17 protein-coding genes are annotated in these 20,677 nt (G+C 71.6%); 12 read left to right on the forward strand and 5 right to left on the reverse strand.

Features of this window, described 5'->3' with window-relative positions; all coding sequences use genetic code 11:
- The first annotated feature begins 8 nt into the window (after window positions 1-8).
- The 5 genes from ACQEV1_RS41815 (at window position 9) to ACQEV1_RS41835 (ending at window position 4,317) form a co-directional block, all read left to right on the forward strand.
- Window positions 9-773 carry an IclR family transcriptional regulator gene (locus ACQEV1_RS41815; protein ID WP_433402119.1) on the forward strand — a complete coding sequence of 255 codons (765 nt, stop codon included), beginning with the start codon at window positions 9-11 and terminating at the stop codon, window positions 771-773.
- Window positions 770-1,825: a serine hydrolase domain-containing protein gene (locus ACQEV1_RS41820; RefSeq protein WP_433402121.1), complete on the forward strand. Its 1,056-nt coding sequence runs from the start codon at window positions 770-772 to the stop codon at window positions 1,823-1,825. Before ACQEV1_RS41815 ends, ACQEV1_RS41820 begins: the two co-directional genes overlap by 4 nt.
- Window positions 1,822-2,907: an amidohydrolase/deacetylase family metallohydrolase gene (locus tag ACQEV1_RS41825; RefSeq protein WP_433402123.1), complete on the forward strand. Its 1,086-nt coding sequence runs from the start codon at window positions 1,822-1,824 to the stop codon at window positions 2,905-2,907. The genes ACQEV1_RS41820 and ACQEV1_RS41825 overlap by 4 nt, the downstream gene beginning before the upstream one ends.
- Before the next feature lie 89 nt (window positions 2,908-2,996).
- Window positions 2,997-3,326: a hypothetical protein gene (locus tag ACQEV1_RS41830; RefSeq protein WP_285573782.1), complete on the forward strand. Its 330-nt coding sequence runs from the start codon at window positions 2,997-2,999 to the stop codon at window positions 3,324-3,326.
- Between the two features lie 4 nt (window positions 3,327-3,330).
- On the forward strand, window positions 3,331-4,317 hold the full coding sequence (locus ACQEV1_RS41835) for a C40 family peptidase (protein ID WP_285630575.1): 987 nt from the start codon (window positions 3,331-3,333) through the stop codon (window positions 4,315-4,317).
- A 304-nt stretch (window positions 4,318-4,621) separates the two neighbouring features.
- Here the strand turns inward: ACQEV1_RS41835 and ACQEV1_RS41840 are convergent, their stop codons facing one another.
- Both ACQEV1_RS41840 and ACQEV1_RS41845 read right to left on the reverse strand, forming a co-directional pair.
- Entirely contained in the window at window positions 4,622-5,632 is a 1,011-nt protein-coding gene (locus ACQEV1_RS41840; RefSeq protein ID WP_285630572.1) for an aldo/keto reductase, read from the reverse strand.
- A 145-nt stretch (window positions 5,633-5,777) separates the two neighbouring features.
- Entirely contained in the window at window positions 5,778-6,488 is a 711-nt protein-coding gene (locus tag ACQEV1_RS41845; RefSeq protein WP_433402126.1) for a helix-turn-helix transcriptional regulator, read from the reverse strand.
- A 601-nt stretch (window positions 6,489-7,089) separates the two neighbouring features.
- On the opposite strand from ACQEV1_RS41845, the gene ACQEV1_RS41850 reads away from it, so the two are divergent.
- The gene (locus ACQEV1_RS41850; RefSeq protein ID WP_433402128.1) at window positions 7,090-8,796 is read left to right on the forward strand and encodes a DUF4189 domain-containing protein; all 1,707 of its coding nucleotides are present in this window, start codon (window positions 7,090-7,092) and stop codon (window positions 8,794-8,796) included.
- A gap of 7 nt (window positions 8,797-8,803) precedes the next feature.
- On the opposite strand, the gene larA is transcribed toward ACQEV1_RS41850, so the two are convergent.
- Entirely contained in the window at window positions 8,804-10,078 is a 1,275-nt protein-coding gene (gene larA, locus ACQEV1_RS41855; RefSeq protein WP_285630562.1) for a nickel-dependent lactate racemase, read from the reverse strand.
- A gap of 2 nt (window positions 10,079-10,080) precedes the next feature.
- On the reverse strand, window positions 10,081-10,314 hold the full coding sequence (locus tag ACQEV1_RS41860; RefSeq protein WP_285573763.1) for an EF-hand domain-containing protein: 234 nt from the start codon (window positions 10,312-10,314) through the stop codon (window positions 10,081-10,083).
- A 147-nt stretch (window positions 10,315-10,461) separates the two neighbouring features.
- Here ACQEV1_RS41860 and ACQEV1_RS41865 point away from each other — a divergent pair, with 147 nt between their 5' ends.
- The gene (locus tag ACQEV1_RS41865) at window positions 10,462-12,480 is read left to right on the forward strand and encodes a S53 family peptidase (RefSeq protein ID WP_433402130.1); all 2,019 of its coding nucleotides are present in this window, start codon (window positions 10,462-10,464) and stop codon (window positions 12,478-12,480) included.
- A 246-nt stretch (window positions 12,481-12,726) separates the two neighbouring features.
- On the opposite strand, the gene ACQEV1_RS41870 is transcribed toward ACQEV1_RS41865, so the two are convergent.
- Window positions 12,727-14,940, reverse strand: a complete 2,214-nt coding sequence (locus ACQEV1_RS41870; RefSeq protein ID WP_433402132.1) for a BTAD domain-containing putative transcriptional regulator — start codon at window positions 14,938-14,940, stop codon at window positions 12,727-12,729.
- Window positions 14,941-15,199: 259 nt separating this feature from the next.
- Between ACQEV1_RS41870 and ACQEV1_RS41875 the strand changes: the two genes are divergently transcribed.
- The 5 genes from ACQEV1_RS41875 to ACQEV1_RS41895 all read left to right on the forward strand — a co-directional run bounded on the left by ACQEV1_RS41875 (window position 15,200) and on the right by ACQEV1_RS41895 (window position 20,627).
- Window positions 15,200-15,826 carry a hypothetical protein gene (locus ACQEV1_RS41875; protein WP_433402134.1) on the forward strand — a complete coding sequence of 209 codons (627 nt, stop codon included), beginning with the start codon at window positions 15,200-15,202 and terminating at the stop codon, window positions 15,824-15,826.
- A gap of 203 nt (window positions 15,827-16,029) precedes the next feature.
- On the forward strand, window positions 16,030-16,341 hold the full coding sequence (locus ACQEV1_RS41880) for a hypothetical protein (protein WP_285630549.1): 312 nt from the start codon (window positions 16,030-16,032) through the stop codon (window positions 16,339-16,341).
- Window positions 16,338-17,816: a PrsW family glutamic-type intramembrane protease gene (locus tag ACQEV1_RS41885; RefSeq protein ID WP_433402136.1), complete on the forward strand. Its 1,479-nt coding sequence runs from the start codon at window positions 16,338-16,340 to the stop codon at window positions 17,814-17,816. The genes ACQEV1_RS41880 and ACQEV1_RS41885 overlap by 4 nt, the downstream gene beginning before the upstream one ends.
- A complete protein-coding gene (locus ACQEV1_RS41890) occupies window positions 17,813-18,358 on the forward strand; it encodes a hypothetical protein (protein WP_433402138.1) in 546 nt (181 codons plus the stop codon). The genes ACQEV1_RS41885 and ACQEV1_RS41890 overlap by 4 nt, the downstream gene beginning before the upstream one ends.
- On the forward strand, window positions 18,339-20,627 hold the full coding sequence (locus ACQEV1_RS41895; protein ID WP_433402140.1) for a hypothetical protein: 2,289 nt from the start codon (window positions 18,339-18,341) through the stop codon (window positions 20,625-20,627). Before ACQEV1_RS41890 ends, ACQEV1_RS41895 begins: the two co-directional genes overlap by 20 nt.
- Window positions 20,628-20,677: the final 50 nt, after the last annotated feature.

The following is a 20,677-nucleotide window of genomic DNA, read 5'->3' on the forward strand; positions in this document are numbered from 1 at the left end:
GTGCGTGAATGAACTCGGTGGAGAAGACACTCGCGGTCCTGCGCGCCCTTTCCAGCCCCGACCAACCCCGGCGGCTCGCCGACATCGCGGAACGAACCGGCATCAACAAGACGACCGCCCACCGGATCCTGCAGATCCTCACCGCGGAGGGGTACGCGGTCACGAGCGGCGACGGCGCGTACGCCTCCGGACCGGCGCTGCTCGCACTGGCCGGCTCCGCCCTGGCCGACCGCGACCTCGCCTCCGTGGCCCGGCCCATCCTGGAGAACCTGCAGCGCCAGACCGGGCACACCGCTCACTTCGCGGTACGGAGCGGCACGGTCGCGGTGTACCTGGCCAAGGTCGAGTCCCAGGAGCCGTACCGCATGGCGTCCAAGGTCGGCATGCAGATCGCGCTGCACTGCACGGCCATCGGCAAGGCCCTCCTCGCCGGCCTCCCCGATGAGGAGGTGCGCGCCGTCATCGCGGCGTCCTCACCGCTGATCAGCCACACGCCGGCGACCCTCGTCGAGCCGGACGAGCTGCTGGCCGATCTGGCGGCGGTGCGCGAACGCGGCTACTCCATCGACGAGGAGGAGAACGAGCGCAGCGTCCGCTGTGTCGGCGCCGCGGTCCGCGACCGGCACGGCACCGCCATCGCCGGGGTCAGCGTCTCCGGTCTCACCTTCACCCTGAAAGAGGACGACGTCGGGCTGCTCGGCCCGATGGTCGTGGCGGCGGCCCGCCGCATCTCCACTGCGCTGGGCATGCCCACGGAAAGGAACAGTTCATGACGGTGGACCCCGCCGGCATCATCGCCCGGGCCCGCGCGGACCGGACGTTCTCCGGAGCGGCATGGGCGTACGGCGGCAGCGCCGGGGTCGTGGACCGGGGCACGTTCGGCACGCTGTCGTGGGACGGCGACCCGGTACGGGACGACACGCTCTGGGACCTGGCGTCGGTGACCAAGCCGATCGCCGGGCTCGCCGTGATGAGCCTGGTCGAGGCCGGAGCGCTGACCCTCGACGATCCGATCGCCGCCCACCTGCCGGAGTACGCCGGCACGGACAAGGCCGAGATCACCGTCTTCGAACTGCTGACCCACACGTCCGGCCTGCCGGGGCAGGAGCCGTTGTGGCGCCGGTGCGCGACCCGCGCGGAGCTGCTGACCGCGTTGCGGGAGCTGCCACTGCGCTTCCCGCGCGGCACGGAGGTGGAATACAGCTCCGCCGGGTTCATCGTGCTCGGCCTGATCGCCGAGCGCGCCTCGGGTACTCCCCTGGACACGCTGGTCGCCGAGCGCGTCACCGCGCCCGCGGGCATGAAGGAGACCCGTTTCCTGCTGCCGGAGGAGGACCGCGCGCGGGCGGCCGCCACGGAGGACTGCCCGTGGCGCGGCCGGATCGTGCGGGGCACGGTGCACGACGAGAACGCCGAGGTGCTCGGGGGCGTCGCGGCGCACGCCGGGCTGTTCGGCACACTCAACGACCTCGCCGCCCTCGGCCAGGCCCTCTGCCGGGGCGGCCGGGGAACGGGAGGCCGGATCGTCGCCGAACGCACCCTCGCGGTGATGACCGAGCCGCGGACCGACCGGCTCCCGCTGCGGCGGGCCCTCGCCTGGCAGGGCCGCGACCCGCACCGCTGCTGCGGCGGCGACCTGCTGACCCCGGCGGCGTACGGGCACACCGGTTTCACCGGGACCAGCATCTGGGTCGACCCCGTCCTCGACGTCTTCGTGGTGCTGCTCACCAACCGCGTGCACCCCACCCGCGACTCGGACGCGATCACCCGGCTCCGGCCGCGCTTCCACAACGCGGCGGTGACCGCGTGCCTGGCGGCGTCATGATTATCGACGAGCCGCTGCGGGTCATCGGCGGCCGTACGGCCCGGCTGGCACCGGGTCCGGACGGGGTGCGGCTCACACCGGACGACGGACCGCCCGGCGAGCTGTTCGTCGGCCCGGGATGGGCCGACGCGCACGCGCACGTCTACGACGGCATGACCGAGATCGGCGTGGCGGCGGACGAGGTCGGCCTGGCCACCGGCGTCCACCTGCTGGGCGACGCCGGCAGCGCGGGCGCGGCGACGCTGAACGGGCTGGTCAAGTACGTGATCCCCGCCGCCGAGGTGCGCATCCGCGCGTGGGTGAACATCGGGTCGTACGGCCTGGTCCACATGCGGGAGACCGCCGACATCCGCGACGTCGACGTCGACGCCACGCTCGCGGCGATCGACCGCCACCGCGACATCGTCTGCGGTGTGAAGGTCCGCTCCAGCGGAGTGATCGTCGGCGCGATGGGACTCCAGCCGCTGCAACTCGGCCGGCTCGTCGCACGCGAGGCGGGACTGCCGCTCATGGTGCACATCGGCGAGGCGCCACCGCTCATCGAGGACGTCCTGGACCTGCTGGGCGACGGCGACGTCGTGACCCACTGCTACCACGGCAAGACCGGTCACCCCTGGCGAGCCGACGGCCGGCCGTCTCCGGCCCTAGACCGGGCGCTGAACCGCGGCGTCCGGCTGGACGTCGGCCACGGCGCGGCGAGTTTCGCCGCCGACATCGCGCGCCGTGCCATCGCCGCCGGGTTCCCCCCGCACTCGATCAGCACGGACGTCCACGTCCGGAACATCCGCGGGCCGGTCCACGATCTGCCGACGACGATGACGAAACTGCTCGCGTGCGGCATGCCGCTCGACGACGTCGTCGCCGCGGTGACCCGCGCGCCGCGCGACATCCTGGGGGCGGCGGAACCCTGGCTGGACGAGGACGGCGTGGTGCGCCACGCGACCGTGTTCCGGCTGACCGAGACGGCCCCGCCACACCGGACTTACAAGGACGCCCGCGGGGTGATACTCGATCCGCAGGCGCACATCGTGCCGGTGGCGACGGTCAGAAACGGGACGCTCACCGCGGCAGGGCCGGGATAGCGGAACGGTGATCATCGACCGCTGCCCATTCCCCGTCCGAGGCGTTAACCTGGTTCGGCAGTTTCGACGCTATGCGGTTGGGGTGCGATATGACGGAGCAGCCGCTCGATGTGCATTACGCGGGCCTGACGCGCGCCACCCGGTACAGCCGGGAGGCCGCCGACATTCTGACCGGAAAGGTCAACGAACACCTCTCCGGCTGTGCGGCGGCCGGTGACACCCACAGGGGCTGGGAGACCACCGCGGCGCTGAACGAATGCGTCGAGGCGTGGGCCTCGCATCTTCGCGGAATCGTCGACGACGCCCATGACATCGGCCAACGGATCCATCGCACACGCGGCAACTATGTAGACGCGGAATTGGACTCGCACCGGCGCAGCAACGCGGTGGTGCCACCGCCCGGCATCCAGGAAGTGTGATCACATGGGCGGCATCACCTACGACGATCTGCTGAACGCCACTCCGCACCAGTACAAGAGCACCGCCGACGCGTGGGGTAAGTGGCGGGACGCGGTGGACAAGCACGGCGGTGACCTCCTCACGGTCAATCAGCACGTGTCCGGAAACTGGGACAGCGCCGCGGCCTCCGAGGCGCACGCGTTCATCGACGCGAAGCACTTGAAAGTGCAGGAGTCCTCCAGGATTCTGGCGCAGGTGGAAAGCACGCTGACCACCGCGTACACGAATTTCGCGGAGGCGCACAACAAGCTGGTGCAGACCGTTCAACTGGCGACGGCCAATGGTTTCGACTGCACGGGCGGCAAGGTCACCGACACCCGGCCGCCCACCGACACGAAGCGCGACACGGACCGGGCGACAATCCAGCAGGGATACCAGGACGACATCGACGCCGCCCTCAAGGAGGCGACCAGCGCCGACAGTTCGGTCGCGACCGCGTTGCGTGACCTGATGCCCGGCACCGACCTGTCGAGCGGCAACGGCACCGGCCCTGGAAACGGACACGGGACCCCGCTGTCCGCCCCGGTCGACTACGCGCACTCCGGCAGCATCCCGGTGCCGGCCAACGCCAGCACCCTCGCGCCCAACCCCCGCGCACAGCAAATAATCAACTGGGCGCTCACCAAGCTCGGCGACCCCTATGTGTGGGGCGCCGCGGGACCGGACCGGTTCGACTGCTCGGGTCTCACCTCGCAGGCCTACCACGCCGCGGGTATCGACATTCCGCGCACCTCCGACGTGCAGTGGCAGCAGGAGCCGTCGGTCCCGGCGGGCCATGAGCAGCCCGGCGACCTGGTCTTCTTCCACATGGGCAACAGCGGACCGGGACACGTCGGCATCGTCTTGGACCCCGAAAAGGGCACGATGATCGTCGCACCGCATACGGGCAGTTACGTCCAGATCCAGAATTACAAAACCCAGAACCCCATCGGCTTCGCCCGTCCCACCTGAGCCCACCCGGAGAGCAGCGTTTCCCGGGCGACGCAAGGAGATCACCGCGCAACGTAATGTCGCGCTCCGGCCGTCTTCCCACCTCACGGGGCGCTCAGTGAGCCTTTCTCGGTCGGCGAGTGCGTCGATGACGCCGCGGGCGCAGGTCATATCGGTGCGGATGAGGATGACACGCGAGGCCTCGGCTAGAAGTGATCTCTAGGTCAAGATCACTTCTAGCCGAGGCTTGCGGCTTTCCGGGTGTTGGGCCAGCGGGCAGGCCGTCCTGGCGATCACACATCGTCGCCGGCCGTTACGGAGAGGCTCAGTGTGCCGCGTCCAGTTCGGCGCGCTGCTCCCCGGTCAGCTCCAGGTCCACGGCCGCCAGACTCTCCTCCAGTTGCGCCACCGAGGACGCGCCGACCAGGGGGATGACCGGTATCTCGCCGCCGATGAGCCAGGACAGCACCACCTGGTTGGGGGTCGCCCCGGTTTCGTCGGCCACCTGGTGCAGCGCCGCGAGGCGGGCGGGCGTGCCCGCGTGGTCGAAGCCGGCGTCCAGGGGCTTGTCCTGGCGTACGTAGGCGCCGCCCAGCAGCGGGGAGTAGGCGACCAGCGCGAGGCCGGGCTCGGCCCGCACATAGCTGAGCAGGTCACCGGAGACTGTGCCGATCTCCCCGTCCGGGGAGCGCCTGCTGGGCAGGTCGCCCCGCCGCCGCAGGTAGCTGTGGTGGTACTGGAGGACCTCGTAGCCGGGCAGGCCGGCGGCGGCGGCCAGGTTCCTGGCCCGCTCCAGGCTCCACGCCCAGTGGTTGCTGGCGCCCAGCAGGCCGACCGTGCCGTCTGCGACCAGTGCGCCGAACGCCTCAACGATCTCCTGCCACGGCGCGTCCGGGAACCCGATGTGCGCGTACAACAGGTCCAGCCTCTCCACGCCGAGGCGCTCGCGGCTGGCGGCCGAGGACTCCCGGATCACCTTGGCGTTCACCCCCTCAACGCCGTCTGAGGGGACCAGCCTGCTGGTGGAGCCGGTCGGCTTGGTGGTGGCGGTCGGCCGGCCGCCGAGCTTGGTGGCGATGGTGATCTCCTCGCCGACGCCGCGGCTGCGCCGCCAGCGGCCGAGCAGCGCCTCGCTTTCCCCGCCCTGGCTGCCGGTGTTCCAGTAGGCGTAGTTGTTCGCGGTGTCGATGAACGTGCCGCCCGCCTCGACATACCGATCGAGAATCGCGAACGACGTCTCCTCGTCGATGGTCGTGCCGAACAACATCGCGCCGAGACTGAGCACGCTCACCTCACGCCGCGTCGCCGGGTCAGCGCCGATAGTGCGGTATTTCACTCAGTTCCCTCTCATTTGGCCCAGAGGAAAGAGATGTGCGAGAGATCGGTGTGCACGCGAGGCACGGCATGCAACAGAGAACGTAGAGGTCTTCATGTTTATGATCATCAAGTAGGCGTACCGCGGTGGCGTAGAAGATTCCTGTTCATATCCGCTCACCCGGGCCGGCCGGTCTCAGCATCGCCCGGACCGCGCTGGGTAGCTGTCCTGTGTGCTGTCGGAACACGCGGGTCAGGTGGGCCTGGTCGGCGAAGCCGTAGGTGGCGGCCAGCGTCCGCAGTGAGGAGTGTCCGTCGGCGAGGTCTTCGGCCACGGCGCGGACCCGTAGCTGGTTGCGGTAGTGGTTGAGGGTCTGCCCGGTGACCTGGTGGAACACCCTGCTGAGGTGGAAGGGGGAGCAGCCCACCTGGCGGCCGAGTTCCTCCAGGCTCACCGTCAGCGGCCCGTCGATCAGCACCGCCCGCGTGTGGTCGACCAGCCTGCGGTGCGCCCGGACAGTGGCGGCGCGCCGCCCGGTCCGTGCCAGAGTGTGCGGGGTGGGGACCGTGGTGAGCAGGTGATGCACCCGCTCGGCGACCTCGAAGCGGTCAATCCCTGCCCGGCAGGCGGAGACCAGCCGCCGGTGGGCCAGGTCGAGCGCGGCGGTAACCGGTACGACAGGATTCTGGGCCGGTGGCAGGAGGTCACCGTAGACGTCCTGGCCGAGATCGAGCATCGTGCTGATGTCGCGGGTGTGGGCCGGGTGGGCGAAGGCCACCTCATCGCCCTGGCGAAGCACAAATCCCGTGACCGGGTCGGTGAACTCCTCACGGCCGTTGACCCGCGCCAAGAACCCGCCGGAGCGGACCAACAGCATCCGCGTGACCCCGGCCTCGGGCCCGGAGACCAAGACCGGCGGACGAAACGACCGCCGGTCGTCACAACAGGTGATCTCGACAATGTCGAGGGACGAATCCTCCGCCAGAGGACGTCTGATTCCCGGCCCGTCACCCAGCGTCTCCCGACACATCGCGGCCACCCGCCCCAGACCCTCGATCACCTCAGCGCCACCCAGAGATCCCCACAGCAAGGGCCCACTCAGCCGTATTCCCCCGCAGTACCGCTCGCCCGCCGACTTGCGATTTTAGGATGGACGGGGTCCTCATCCGCACCGATCGGGTGGCCGTGCCCCCGCACCTGGGCCAGGAAGCGGCCCAGGCGATCGAGGACGGCGTCGTCCTCGCCGACTGCCTGGCCGTTCACGAGGGCCGCGAAGAGGCGTTCCGGCGGTACACCGAGCGCCGCTACGAGCGCTGCAAGCTCATCGTGGAGTCGTCGGTGCAGCCCATCCGACGTCACCGAAGTTCCCACCCGCGAGTGAGCCGTTCAGACCGGATCGCGGCCTATGCTTCAGGCAGACGATTATGTCTGTTTGGTTCGGCTACGCCCCGGGCCGTGCCGGTGGAGTCGGGAGGCGGATGGTGTTCTCGTTGGACAACGGGTCGGGCGCGGTCTACCAGGTGGAGGACGCGCCCTTCAATCCCCCGGGCGGCCGGGCGAGGCTGCACCTCTGCCGCGACCACGCCGGACGCGAACGCGTCGCCAAGCTCTACCCCGCTCCCGTCGCCGACCCTCAGGCCGCCGAATCGATTCGCGCGGCGGCGGCGCGGGGCGCGGCGGTCGTCACCGGCGCGGAGGCCGCCGGTACGGTGGCCGAAGCGGCGGACACCTCGATCAACTTCCCCGTCGACGTCCTGGTCGACCGGCAGGCCGTCGTCGGCGTGGTCCTGCCGTTCGTCCCCCGGCCGTTCCGGTACGACGACGGCCGGCCCCGCACCCTCGACCACCTGTGGACGAGCCCGGCCGGTCCGCCTCCCGCGGCCTTCCGCGTCGGGGTGCTGCTCCGGGTCTGTGAGATCTTCGCCGTCTTGGAGGACGCGGGGCTGGTCCACGGCGGCGTCTCCCCGGAGAATCTGCTGTGGCGGCCCGATCGGCCGCACGCCTACCTCATCGGCTGTGACGGCCTGCGGCCGGCCGGCTCGCTCGGCACCCGTGGCGCCGGCGCCCCGGGCTTCGCCGACCCACGCTGGATCACTCACCGGATCGCCGCGCACGACGAGCACAGCGACCGCTACGGCCTGGCCGTCCTGGTGCACCACGCCCTGCTGCCGGGCTCTCCCCCACCGGCCCTGGCCGGGGACGCCTGGCACCGGCCCACCGACCTGCCCGGCGAGCTCGACCCCCGGCTGCGCGCCCTGTTCGACCGCGCGTTCGGCGACCCGTACGCCACCGACGCCCGCCCCGGTGCCGCGGAGTGGCGCGACACGCTGCGCGGCGTGTTCTTCGGCGAGGACGGCACGAGCCCTCGTGGAGATGCCCTCGCGGTGCTGGACCGGCACGGCCGGCGGTTCGGGGACAACGCGCCGCCGCCCGCCATGGCCGGCGGTCCGTGGCCGGGTATGGCGCCCCTGCCGCCGGGACCGCCCATCCCACCCGGACCTCTACCGCCCGGACCACCCCTGCCGGCGGGATCCCCCATGCCGCCCGGCCCGCTCGGGCCACCGCCACCGCCCGGGCCACCCGGACCGCCGTACGGGCCCGGTCCCTACCCCGGTCCGATGAGGCCGGCCGCCCCGTCGGGAGCGCGGACGGCGGCCATCGTCCTCGCCCCGATCGTGGCGGTGGCCGTGATCGTGCTCGGCATCGTGGCCCTGCAGAGCGGCGGCGGCACCAAGAGCGCGCTGAGCACTCCGTATCCGCTACCGGACTCGGCCACGAGCACCCCGGACGCGGACCCGACCAGCCCCTACCCGGACCCGACCACGAGCGCCCCGTACCCGGACCCGACCACCGCGCCCCCGGAGACCGATCCGACCACGCCGTACGAGCCGCCCCCGCCGCCGGAACACTGGGGCGCCATCGCGGTGGCGCACGATGGCAGCCTCGGCAAGTCGTGGGACTACGGCTCGGAGTCCGGCGCCAAACGGCGAGCGATGAACGAGTGTCCCCGCTCCGGCTGCAAAGTCCTCGTGACCTTCGTCAACGCCTGCGGCGCCGTCGCGTTCAACCCGCGTACCAACCGGTACTGGGGCGGCCACGGCTCCACGAAGGCCGCGGCCGAGCGGAACGCCATCTCCAACGCGGGCGGCGGCCACTGGATCACCTGGGTGTGCACCACCCGCTAGCAGAACCTCAAGCCAGGTAGGGGATCGTCTGGGGTCCCTCGGGGAGTACGCAGAGCCGTGCGTCCGGTCCGGCGGCGGCCAGGGCCCGGGCGACCGTCTCGGAGACGTCGCCGGTCTGCCGCAGATGCGCGGAGGCCAGGTCGTCGTCACTGAGATGGGAGGTGTGCATCACGACCTGGGTGTCGCACTGGATGCGGGCCTGGATCTGCACCTGCCACTGGTCGGGCACGGTCTCACGGGCGGAGCGTGCCGCGATGCCGTCCAGCAGGTGCCGTGGGGAGCGCGCCGACGCGAGCACCTCACGGTAGGAGCCGTGGTCGGGGAATCCGTCGCGGCACTCGGCGGCGCACACGATCGTCCCGCCCGGGCGTACGACCTGGTAGGCGGCGGACATGCCCTTGACGGCCTGATAGAGGTTCTGGTCCAGGGGAAAGCCGGAGTTGGTCGTCACCACGACGTCGAACGGCGCCGGCACCGGCCGCATCGCCGTGCGCTTGGCGAACGCGGTCGCGGCGGCGTGCATGGCCGGCAGGTCTCCGCCGAACGCGGCGACGATCTCCTTGTCCCGGTTGAGGACCACGTCGAGGGCGAAGGTGACGCCGGTCGCCTCGGCGATGGCGCGTACGTCGTCATGCACCGGGTTGCCGTGGGTGACTCCCCAGGTCGCCCGGGGACTGCCGATCCGGGCGGCGTCGTGCAGGACCAGGACCGTCTCCAGCGCCGCCAGACCGGGGGCCACGAGTTTGGGCCCGCCGGAGAAGCCCGCGAAGAAGTGCGGCTCGACGAAGCCCGTGGTGATCCGTACGTCGGCCTGGGCCCATTCCCGGTTCAGCCACACGGGCACCTCGTCGCCGAAGGTGCCCATCCAGGTCAGCTGTTCGCGGTCGCGGGCGTCGTGGTTGACGATGCGCACGTGGTCCACGACCTCGTCGCCGAGCATCTGCCGCAGTTCGCTCTCGCTGTTGCCGCGGTGGGTGCCGGTGGCGACGAGGATCACCACGTCGTCCGGATCGACGATCCCGTCGAGCTCGGCCAGCACGGCGGGGACCATGAGATGCCTCGGCTGCGGGCGCGTGCCGTCGCACACCGATATCGCCACCGACTGCCCCGGCCGCACGCGTTCGCGCAGCGGCGGTCCGGCCACGGGCGAGCGCAGCGCGGCGGTCAGAACGCCGGCCTGATCGTGCGCGGCCTCATGGTGGACCGGCTCCACGACGGTGGCCGTCTCGGGGTCGACGTCGATGTCCAGGCCGGTCTCGCCGTAGGCGAGGCGTACTCTCACGGTCAGGAACCGAGCTCGGGAAGGTTCTCGGCCAGCGGCACGAACTCCGTCACCGTCAGCAGCCCGTCGTGATCGACGTCGTACTGCTCGAACAGCGCCTTGACGATCCCGGACAGGTCGTTCACCTCCGCCGCCGGGAACATCCCCGCGATCGCCGAGGTCACCTCGTCCGCGGTGAGCCGCCCGTCGCCGTCGGTGTCGTACCGCGCGAACACCGCCTTGTAGTCAGCCGACATGTTTTCCCTCCTCCATAGTCACCGGAGCACTGATCGTAACCAGGTGATGGGAACCACGTGACCGGCGGGGACGCGCGTGTACCCGATCAGTACCCGGCTGGGTCATCCTCCGGTCTCAGAATCTGTCGAATGCGCAGAGAGGGACCGATGTTTCCACGTCGAAATTCCGCGAGACGCCGGGCGTTCGTACTGGCCGGCGCGGTTCTGCCCCTGGTGCTCGGAACGCCGGCGATCGCCTCGGCCGCCGCCACTCCGGGTGGCCGGGTCACCGTTGAGAACTCCCGGCCGGCCTGGACGAACGCCTCGGCCGACCGCGGGCCCACGAACCCCTCGACCTCGTTGGACCTGCGGGTCTACCTGGCCGGGCGCGACCCGCAAGGGCTCGCCGCCTACGCGGCGGCCGTGTCCGACCCGCACAGCGCGGCCTTCCACCACTATCTGACGCCCGCGCAGACACGGTCCCGTTTCGGCGGCACGGCCGCCCAGACCAAGGCGGTCACGTCGTGGCTGACCGGTTCGGGGCTGAAGGTGGACAAGGTCACCGACCACTACGTGTCCGTCCGCGGTTCGGTGGCGTCGGCGCAGCAGGCCTTCGGCGTCGCGCTGCACGACTACACCGTCAAGAACGCGACACTGCGCGGGCCGGCCGGTGAGGTGACCGTGCCGGCGGCCGTCGCGCCGGACGTGCTCGGCGTGACCGGACTGGACGACGGGAAGCACCAGGCCGGCCCCGCCGAGGACCCGCCCGGTCCTCCGACGGTCACCATCCGCGCCGCTCCCTGTTCGCACTACTACGGCGAGACCAAGGCGACCGACCAGCCGCCGGCCTACGGCCACACCGGCGTGTGGACGCAGTGCGGTGACACACCGCAGCAGATCCGTTCCGTCTACGGCCTGGACAAGGTCGCCGCGACCGGCAGCGGTTCGACCGTCGCGGTCGTGGACGCGTTCGCCTCGCCCACGATCGCCGGCGACGTCACCCTCTACAGCAGGATCCACGGCACCGCGGACTTCAAGGCGGGGCAGTTCACCCAGAACCTGCCGGACGACTACAACAGCGTCGAGGAGTGCGGCGGCCCGATCTGGGGGCTCGAGGAGACGCTGGACGTCGAAGCCGTGCACAACGTGGCGCCCGACGCCGGCGTGACGTACGTCGGCGCGGCCTCGTGCCAGGACACCGACCTGGCCGACGCGCTGAGCCGGATCGTCGACGACCACCTGGCCGACATCGTCACCAACTCGTGGGGCACCGAACTGAACGGCACCCCGCCGGCGCTCCGTGCCGAGTACGACCAGATCTTCCAGCTCGGAGCCACCGAGGGGATCGGCTTCTACTTCATCACCGGCGACTGCGGTACCTGGGACCCGGCGACGCCCTGCGGCGCGGGCAACGGTTCCACGGCCCAGCAGGTCGCGTTCCCCGCCGAGAGCCCCTGGGTGACCGCGGTCGGCGGCACGACCCTGGCGGTCGGCGGCGACGGTCGTGAGGTGTTCCAGACCGGGTGGGGGAACGTCAGGTCGGCGAAGACCTCCGACGGCACGGGGTGGACCCCGGTGCCGCCCGCCGGCTACCCGGCGAACTTCTACCAGGGCGGCGGTGGCGGCACCAGCACCGACTACCAGCAGCCGTCCTACCAGGCCGGCGTGGTTCCGGCGAGCCTGTCGAAGACCCTCCTGGACGGGAGCACCACGACGACGCCCATGCGCGTGCTTCCCGACGTCGCCACGGAGGGGGACAACAACACCGGCATGCTGGTCGGGGAGACCCAGCTGTACAAGGACGGCACCCCGCACTACCACGAGACCCGCTGGGGCGGCACGAGCCTGTCCGGTCCGCTGTTCGCCGGTCTGCAGGCGATAGCCCAGCAGGCGCAGGGCGGCGAGAAGATCGGTTTCGCCAACCCGGTGCTCTACGCCAGGCACGGCACGTCCGCCTACGAGGACGTCACCGACACCCCGAAGGGCGCCGGAACGCTGCTCGGCGTCGTCCGCAACGACTACACCGACCCGTCCGACTCCAGCAGCCCGGTCATCACCCGCCTGTGGACGTTCGGCGAGGACGGCCCGCTGCACGCCGTCGCCGGTTTCGACAACGTGACCGGCCTCGGCGCGCCCTCGACGCGGTACGTCCAGTCGTACGCGGCCGCGGCGAGGGCACGGCGGTGAGCCGGGGGCCGCGATACCGCGTGTGTACCCGGCCGGTACCGGCCCGCGGCGGAACCCACCGCACAGGTCCTTGAGTACCGCGGTCTGACGGCTCACTCGTACGGCGGGGATGCCCCACCTCTGGCGCGGCATCCCCGCCGTATGACCGAACGGGCCGGGCGGCCGGGCTACTGAGCCGGGAGGACCGGCGCCGCGGTCCCGGTCTCGGTCTCGGAGGAGCCGATTCGGGCGAAGACCTGACGCGCCTCACACCCGGCCTCCTCCGCGACGGCGGCCGCGCCGGTTGCCGGCCGCCTCGGTCGCGGCCAGCGCGCACCGGTGCGTCTCCCGCCAGTCGTCGAAGTAACACATGACCTGGTAGAGCTGGTTTCCGCCGAGAGCCGGCTCCCAGCACAGCTCGTCCAGCCTGAGCTCGGCGGTCTGCCGTACGGCGGCCAGGAGCGACAGCCGTTCGACGTGCAGCCAGGCGAGCGGGGAGGCGACCTCGGGCAGCGTTCCGGCCACCAGGTCCGGCCGCCAGCGAGGCGCGTCGCCGCGAATGATCGTGTGGTCGCCGCCCTCGTCGGCGCGGTGCACGATCTCGGTGAGCGCCAGAACCGCGCCGAACGCCCGTACGAGAGCCGCCCGGCGCGCGTCCTCCGGCTCCTCCGCCTCCGCGCGTTCCCGCGCGTAGATACGGACCAGGTCGTGGAAGCCGTACCGGACGCCGCGCGCGGCCGAGGTGGCCGTGACGCTCAGCAGGCGCACGTCGACCAGTTCGTCCAGCAGGTCCTGGGCGGTACGCGGCGTACCGTCCAGCAGGGCGGCGGCCGTCCACACCGCGAAGTCCGGTGTGTCGAGCAGGCCGAGCAGCCGGAAGAGGCGGCGCGCCGGGGGGTCGAGCGCCCGGTAGCTCAGCCGGAAGCTCGCCCGCACCCCCAGGTCGCGGTGGCGGAGACCGTCGAGCCGGTGACGGGCGTCGGCCAGCCGCGCGACGAGGTCGGCGACCTTCCAGTGCGGCCGGGTCACCAGCTGCGAACCGACGATCCGCAGCGCCAGCGGCAGCCCCGCGCACAGCTCCAGCAGGCGTTTCAGCTCCGTCGGGTCGGCCGCGAGCCGCCCGCTTCCGACGATCCTGCGCAACAGCGTGTCACCGTCCGCCTCCGGCAGCCCCCCGAGGTCGATCCGGTGCGCTCCGGCCAGCCCGCCGAGCCTCCGCCGGCTGGTGACGATCACCGCGCAGGTGCCGCTGCCCGGCAGCAGCCGCTCGATCTGCCGCTCGTCCCGGACGTCGTCGAGGACCACGAGGACCCGCCGGTCGGCCAGCAGACTCCGATAGGCCGCGGCGCGCTCGTCCTCGTTTCCGGGTACGGCGGCGTCCGGCATGCCGAGCGCGCGCAGGAACCGCCCGAGCACCTCGTGCGGATCGGCGGCCGTCGATCGCGCGCCGTCCAGGACGGCGAAGAGCTGGCCGCCCGGGTTCGCCTTCCGCAGCCGGTGCGCGGCGTGCACCGCGACCGTCGTCTTCCCGATCCCGCCCTCGCCCGACACGGCCACGACCGGCGCCGGCCGGTCCGGCTCGCGGTCGCTTCTCAGGACCGCGTCGATGCCGGCCAGCTCGGCCTCGTGGCCGGTGAAGTCGCCGATGTCGCCCGGCAGCATCCGGGGCACGGCGGTCCCCCGCGACCCCGGTTCCGGCGGGCCGGCGGTCCGCGCGCCCGCGGCCTCCGGCTCGGGCAGGTCGAGGAAGGGCGCGCCGACCAGGATCGCCTCATGCAGGTCCCGCAGCTCGCGCCCGGGTTCCAGGCCGGTCTCCTCGACCAGGACGTCCCGCGCTCGCAGATAGGCCTTCAGCGCGTCCGCGCGGCGCCCGCAGCGGTAGAGCGCCAGCATCAGCTGCGCCCAGATCCACTCCCGCAGGGGATGCTCCCCGGCCAGCGCGGTCAGCTCGCCGACCAGCTCCGTGTGGCGGCCCAGCCGGATGTCGACGTCGACGCGCTGCGCCAGCACCGACAGCCTGACCTCCGCCAGCCGCGCGGCCTCCGCCGCCACGATCGGGATGTCGACCATGCCGTAATAGGCCTCGCCGCGCCACAGCGCCAGCGCGTCGCGGAACAGCTCGCTCGCCCGCACCGGCTCGCCGCCCGCATGGACCGCACGCGCGGCCGCGACCAGGTCGTCGAACCGGGTGACGTCCGACTCGTCCCGCCCGACCCGCAGCAGGTAACCGGAGTTCTGATGGACGATGCGCCCGGGGTCCCCCAGGCGGCGGCGCAGCTGGTGAACGTAGGTCTGGATGTTCTTGGCGGCGCTCTTCGGCGGTTCGTCCCCCCACAGCGCCTCGGTCAGCACGCCACCGGCCACCGCCCGGCCGGGACGGCCCAGCAGCACCGCCAGCAGCGCCCGGGCCTTCGGCGGGCCCAGGTCCACCGGCACGCCGGACCTCGACACCGCCAACGGCCCCAGGACCTCGAACTCCACAGCCGCTCCCTCAGCCCCGCCGGCCGCGGGCCGATCGCGGAGCCCACCGCCGTACCCGCCGTACGGATCTTTGTGTATCGATCAAGCTAGATCCGCCATGCCGGGACGAATCGCCAAATAACGCACCGGCGTTCGCCACATCTCGCATCCCCGGCGGCGTGTGCTCGCTGGGGACTCAGATCCGCACAAGTCCGGCAGACAGTGCTGTACGTTGCGATCGGCAGCGTGTCATCGGTTCGGCTCCGGAAGGCTCTGAGACGTGGTCGTCGCTTTCGATTCAACCGGCCTGCAGCGTCTCGACGAGACGACCTGGGCGCATCCCGCCAGCGGGGACCGGATCCACATCTCGCTGAACGGCTCACCGCTGAGCGAGCCGGCCTGGCTGGAGAACATCCCGGCCATGCGGCACAACCTCGCCGTCGAGTACGCGCAGATGGGATGCCTCATCGAGGCCGAGCCGGTGGTCCTCGGCGGTGTTCGCGGGGTGTGCCAGGTGGTGAAGGCGCCGATCCCGAACGCGCCCAGCGGGCAGGTCTTCCTGGCGAACATCTTCCTGGCGAAGGCCGACCGTCACGTGATGTTCGGCTGCTCCGCGGGGGAAAGCGGGATCACCGGAGTGCGCGAGGCGGCGATCATGGCCGAGCTCGGCCTCATGCCGGACGGCTGGGTGCTGCCGCATCCGTACGCCCCCGAGCTGCGGGGCCGACTGCCGTACCATCGCGGCGACGACCCGGCGTGGGACGCGCGGTTCCCCGAACATCCGCTGTCGCGGGTACGGGCGTGGGTGCGGTGGGTGCTCGCCACGGCGACGGTCGATCCCGCGTTCGCCGCCCTGCCCGACTTCGTGCCCGGCCCTCCGGCACCGGGCCCCGGCTCCGCCGGATAGCCCGACCAGCGCCGAGCACGATCTGGCGACTCCCCGTGCACGAATCGGCGAGCCGGTCACCCGCTGCTCGCCTAGCGTGGACGCTCTGTTCCCAACGCCGGTCGGGGTAGCGGCTCCGTACGTGATCGGCGGTGCCCTCCCCGGCCGTCGTGACGTCAGCCGCTCCACGGACACCGGGCCGGACTAGGTGTACGGAGCGATGGGTGAATGAAGTGAACCGGTCGGCCGACCCGGCCGACGAGACGCTGCGCCCGCAGGTCCGGGTGCTGGCGGCCGGTGCGGTGGTCGGCGTGGTGCTCCTCGGCGCGGCCGTGGTGATCGACCTCACCGGGGCCAACGACGCGCGGACTCCGCAGCTGCCGACCCCGGGCTCCACGTCGGTGCCGAAGATGCCGGGCATGCCCCCGATGCCGTCCGAGTTCCCGTCCGGGGTACCGACCGGCATTCCGACGACGCTGCCGTCCTTCCCGACGGACCTGCCCACCATGCCGAGCTTTCCCGGGAGCGCGCCGTGACGGGCGGGCCGACGATGGGCGGTCTGGTCCAGGACGACGCTCTCGCACGGGGACGGGCCCTGCTCATCGCCCGGCTGATGATCGCGGTCTACCTGGTGGAGCTGCTGCTCAACTACCTCCGGCCGCACGTCCAGGCGAACGAGCCGACGCTGTCGATCTTCCAGAAGCTCCCGGGGACCTCCGGCTCGATCGGCCGGCTGCTGTCCCTGCCCCCCGCCATCTTCTGGACCGTGCTCGCCGGCATCGTGGCCGGCGCCGCGATCCAGGCTTTCGCGGCGGTCAGGCGACCGGAAGGGCGCCGGGCGGTGGTGCTGACCTGGGTGACCCTGGTGCTGCTGCTGGGCCCGTTCACGCTGATCCCGCTGGCGGTCGTGCTGGCGTACCCGTTCCAGGCGCTGGTGTGCGTGCCCGGCACCGCCTTCGTCCTGCTGCTGTTGCACGGCGGCCAGCGGTTCGCCCGGATGCCTCTTCCGGTGCTGCTCGTCGCGTTCGGCTGGGGCGCGCTCGTCGTCTTCGGTCTCGGCCGCGCGTACACCGGGCTGGCGTTCGGGACCCTCAACGGCTACCTGGGCAAGCCGTCGGGCTCGCTCGGCTCGCAGATCAAGAACCAGTACCACGCGATCGACCTGATGATCCTGCACCTCAGCATCGTGAACGCCTTCCTGGTCGCGGCCGGTGTCCTCCTCCTGTTCGTCCTGTTCCGGCATCGCGTCACCGACGCGGTGACCGGGCTCGTCCTCGGGGCGGCCGCCGGACTCGGCTACAACCTCGTGGAGAGCGTCCTGTTCATCCGGATCTACGGGTCGCTGGGCTCGTTCATCAGCGGGGCGACGGGCGGCTTCGAGTACTACGTCCGGCAGGCCATCGGCCTGCTCGGCGGGCAGGCGGCGTTCGGGGCGCTGCTCGGCGCCGGGCTCGGCCTCGCCGTCCAGTCGCGGCGGCACCGCCCGCTGATCGCCGTCGCGGCGGTCGTGGCCGCCATCGGCGCCTCCGCGGGCACGGAGACGCTGGCGGGCTGGTTCTCCCACGGGGTCCACGACCACCTCGCGACCGGTGGGGCCTTCGACACGCTGATCGTCTCTCCGTTCCTGTGGCTGGTCCCGCAGGCGCCGTTCATCCTGCTGGCCGCGCTGCTCCTCTGGCTGGGCCGGCGTACGCGAGCCGCCGCGGCCCGGACGGCGGTGACGGCGGAGGCGTCCGCGCCGGACTCGGCGATCACCCCCGCCGAGGCGCCGTACCTGACCGACCCGGCGCTGCGCCTCTGGGCGGTGGTGAGCACCTGGCGCTCGTACGGTCAGCCCGCCGCGCTCGCGCTCCTGCGCCTGCAGTCCGCCCAGCTCGCCCTGGCCGCCTGGCGCTGGCAGCGGCGGGACTCCGCGGACGAGCCCGCGGCCCGCGAGGAGGGAGACCGATTGCGCGCGAGAGTGCTGCGGTTGAAGCGGGCCCCCGGCCCGCAGCGGGTGGTGGCGCCATGATCCGCCGTGGACTCGCCGCCGTCGCCACGGCGGCCCTCCTCGTCGTCCTCGCTCTGCCGCTGACCGCCCAGCCGGCCTCGGCCTGCGACGTCAGCTACGGCTACAAGCCGTCGCTGAACCTGAACAAGCCCAACTTCGGACGCGGCGCGGCGTGCTCGACCGGCACCTCGCTGGCGGGCGCCTTCTTCGTCGCCCTGCTCGCGGTGGGCGCGGTCGTCGCCGGCGGCGCCCTGGCGTATCGGAAGGCCGAGACGCGCCTCCGGACGTCCACACCGCCACCGTCCGGTCCGGGCCACCCGGGTCCGGGCCACCCCGCTCCCGGCCACCCCGGTCCGGCGGCCCCGCCGACGGGACAGGCATGGCCCGGGCCCACCGGACCCTGGCCGCCCCCGCCGCACCAGGCACCGCACCAGGCACCGCACCAGGCCGCACCGAACACGGCCCTCATCCGCTACCTCGACGCGGCGGGCATCGTCCCGCCCGCCGCTCCGGGCCGCGGGCCGGTGGAAACAGGAGGCGACCATGGGCGTCCAGGTTCCTGACCTCCGCCGGAGGGGGCGAGTCGACGCCACGCCGACCCGGCGCTTCCGACGCCGCCTGGGTGCGCTCCTCGCGGCGGCGGTCACCGCGTTCTCCCTGGCGGCGCCGGGTGCGCTCGCCGGGCCGACGCCGCCCCCATCGCACGACTCAAGCTCCACGACCGTCATCTGGCCGGGTCTGGATCCGGCTTCCAAGAAGACAACGCCCGCCCAGCTCGATGAGGCCTACAAAGAGGCCGGCCGACGGCTCGCCGCCGACCCGAGGGGACGTGCGCTCATCCGGGCCTGGAGGGACTGGGCGAAAGGACTGCGCCTGCCCTCGAACATCTCCGTCCAGTGGTTCGACTTCAGCTGGATGGAGAGCGATCCGCAGCTACCCGTCTGGTTGCGGAACAACGTCGACGACTTCTACCGCATCCTCACGGAGGCGGTGAGCCGGTATCCGGGGTTCAAGGATCCGGAGGGTTACCGCGTGACGACACAATCGGTCGCCGTGGATACGGAGGCAGACCTGTACGACTCGCTGGGCGTGCCCAAGAACGGCCTGTTGTTCCAGGTGGCGACGGGCAACGAGAAGTGGGCGGGCCACTCGGAGGAGAACGGGCTCGAGTGGACGACCCGCGCCGTCAACACGTCGCTCCGTACCCTGGCCGAGAAGACGATCGGCCGGAAACAGATGGGGTTCAACTCCTTCAAGAAGGAGACGAACCGGATCCTCGCACGGGCTCCCCGCGGCCTCGCCGGGCAACGTACCCCCTGCGCCGGACGGTGCGACATCCAGACCAAGGCGTTCTCCAGGAATCTGGCGATCGCCGACTACACCAAGGCGGGAACGGCGAGCTCCAGGATCGCGCAAACCGTTGTGCGCAGGGTCATGCAGGAGGGGGAGGCCGAGCTCAGCCGCCAAGAAAACGGCGTGAAGGAGAAGGCGAAGAAGGCCGAGGAGATGGCCACCCAGGACCTGGGCCAGTGTCACTCGTCCGGGGGCCTGCGGCGGCCAGGCGAGGACTTCGGCGGAAACGGCGTACGGATGGCGGTGTGGGCCGCTCCGCCCGCCGATGACTGTTCCAGGACCGCCCTGAGCCCGCTGGCAGAGGCACTCTCGTCACAGAACCTCGGCGGCGTCGACTTCTCCACACTGGGGATCCGCTATATGTCGGACAACCCCGGCTCGGGCGGCGTGCGGTACTCCCTCTCCGGGCGTCCGGCCGCTCCCGGCTCCTCCCAGGACGCCGACTCCGGCCTTGACGCGCTCACGAACAGCACCGCCGACCTGCGGACCTGGCTGGCGTTGGATCCCAGCAAGTTCTGGGTCAACCTCAACCCGACCGAGCCGAACCGGATCGTGGACCCTCAGCTCGGACGGACGAACGCCGGGAAGGCGCTGCTCGAGGCCGATCTGCGGATGAAGCAGACCGAGGGAAAGCTGATCGATCCGAAGACCCCGCTCGGCGCCCGGTACTGGAAAGCGATGGGCGGCCCCACGGACACGATCTGCTACTCCTCGCGGCTGTGGATCGTGCCCGGCGACGTCGAGGTACGGCAGGACGGCTCCTCTCTCTACATCGTCAAGGCGACGCTCCACGTGAAGGCGAAGGCGCAGCACCTCGGCGGCGGGTACGGCTGCGACTCGGATCCGGCCTCCGACGCGCGGGGTGAACGGCTGGAGCAGACGATGCTCGTGCCCAAGGTCGAGGAGGCGGTCAACACCGCGCCGGAGTACGCGCCGATACGCCGCGCCTTCCTGGCCCGCGTCGTGGCGCAGTGGATCCGGGACCGGCACCAGAGCGGTCACCACACGTCCTTCGACGGCCTAATCGACTCGGGTGACCTGGGTCCGGCCGTGCTCACGGACGGCTGGCAGCCCCGGCAGGTCTTCGACTCCTACGTCCGCGCGCTCCACGACAAGGACTTCACCTACCACCAGACGATGCGCGTGGGCGACACCCGCGTCATCCGTACGATCACCTATGGCGGCGTCGACTTCAGCAAGCTGAGTTCCGCACGGCTCAGCGCGGCGCAGATGAACCAGCGGCTCCCGCGGTTGTCGCAGATCGTCAAGGCGTCGGGCACCCACCCCGCCAAGGCCTCGGACGGCTCGATCTGGCTGGGAGAGAGTGCCGGGTCGGGGAACAGCGGCCTGTGGTCCAGGGTCAGCGGCACGGTCGGCGCCTTCGTGACCGGGCGTACCGGCATCCTCGTCCTCATCGTCGCGGCGCTGGGCCTGGTCACGTTCGGCATCCGAGGATCCGGCCGTAAACGGCGGGCCTAGTGCGGTGACCACGAACGGTCGCCGGGTTTGATCATGCTGCCTTGGGGCGT

It is taken from the genome of Actinoallomurus sp. CA-142502 (genome assembly GCF_050936355.1).
GTDB classification, from domain to species: Bacteria; Actinomycetota; Actinomycetes; order Streptosporangiales; family Streptosporangiaceae; genus Actinoallomurus; species Actinoallomurus iriomotensis.

Bases quoted from the DNA above. Each gene is read 5' to 3' on its own strand.
- ACQEV1_RS41815 (WP_433402119.1), top strand. From the start codon at position 9: ATGAACTCGGTGGAGAAGACACTCGCGGTCCTGCGCGCCCTTTCCAGC.
- ACQEV1_RS41820 (WP_433402121.1), top strand. From the start codon at position 770: ATGACGGTGGACCCCGCCGGCATCATCGCCCGGGCCCGCGCGGACCGG.
- ACQEV1_RS41825 (WP_433402123.1), top strand. From the start codon at position 1,822: ATGATTATCGACGAGCCGCTGCGGGTCATCGGCGGCCGTACGGCCCGG.
- ACQEV1_RS41830 (WP_285573782.1), top strand. From the start codon at position 2,997: ATGACGGAGCAGCCGCTCGATGTGCATTACGCGGGCCTGACGCGCGCC.
- ACQEV1_RS41835 (WP_285630575.1), top strand. From the start codon at position 3,331: ATGGGCGGCATCACCTACGACGATCTGCTGAACGCCACTCCGCACCAG.
- ACQEV1_RS41845 (WP_433402126.1), bottom strand. From the start codon at position 6,488: ATGCTGTTGGTCCGCTCCGGCGGGTTCTTGGCGCGGGTCAACGGCCGT.
- ACQEV1_RS41850 (WP_433402128.1), top strand. From the start codon at position 7,090: ATGGTGTTCTCGTTGGACAACGGGTCGGGCGCGGTCTACCAGGTGGAG.
- ACQEV1_RS41860 (WP_285573763.1), bottom strand. From the start codon at position 10,314: ATGTCGGCTGACTACAAGGCGGTGTTCGCGCGGTACGACACCGACGGC.
- ACQEV1_RS41865 (WP_433402130.1), top strand. From the start codon at position 10,462: ATGTTTCCACGTCGAAATTCCGCGAGACGCCGGGCGTTCGTACTGGCC.
- ACQEV1_RS41890 (WP_433402138.1), top strand. From the start codon at position 17,813: ATGATCCGCCGTGGACTCGCCGCCGTCGCCACGGCGGCCCTCCTCGTC.
- ACQEV1_RS41895 (WP_433402140.1), top strand. From the start codon at position 18,339: ATGGGCGTCCAGGTTCCTGACCTCCGCCGGAGGGGGCGAGTCGACGCC.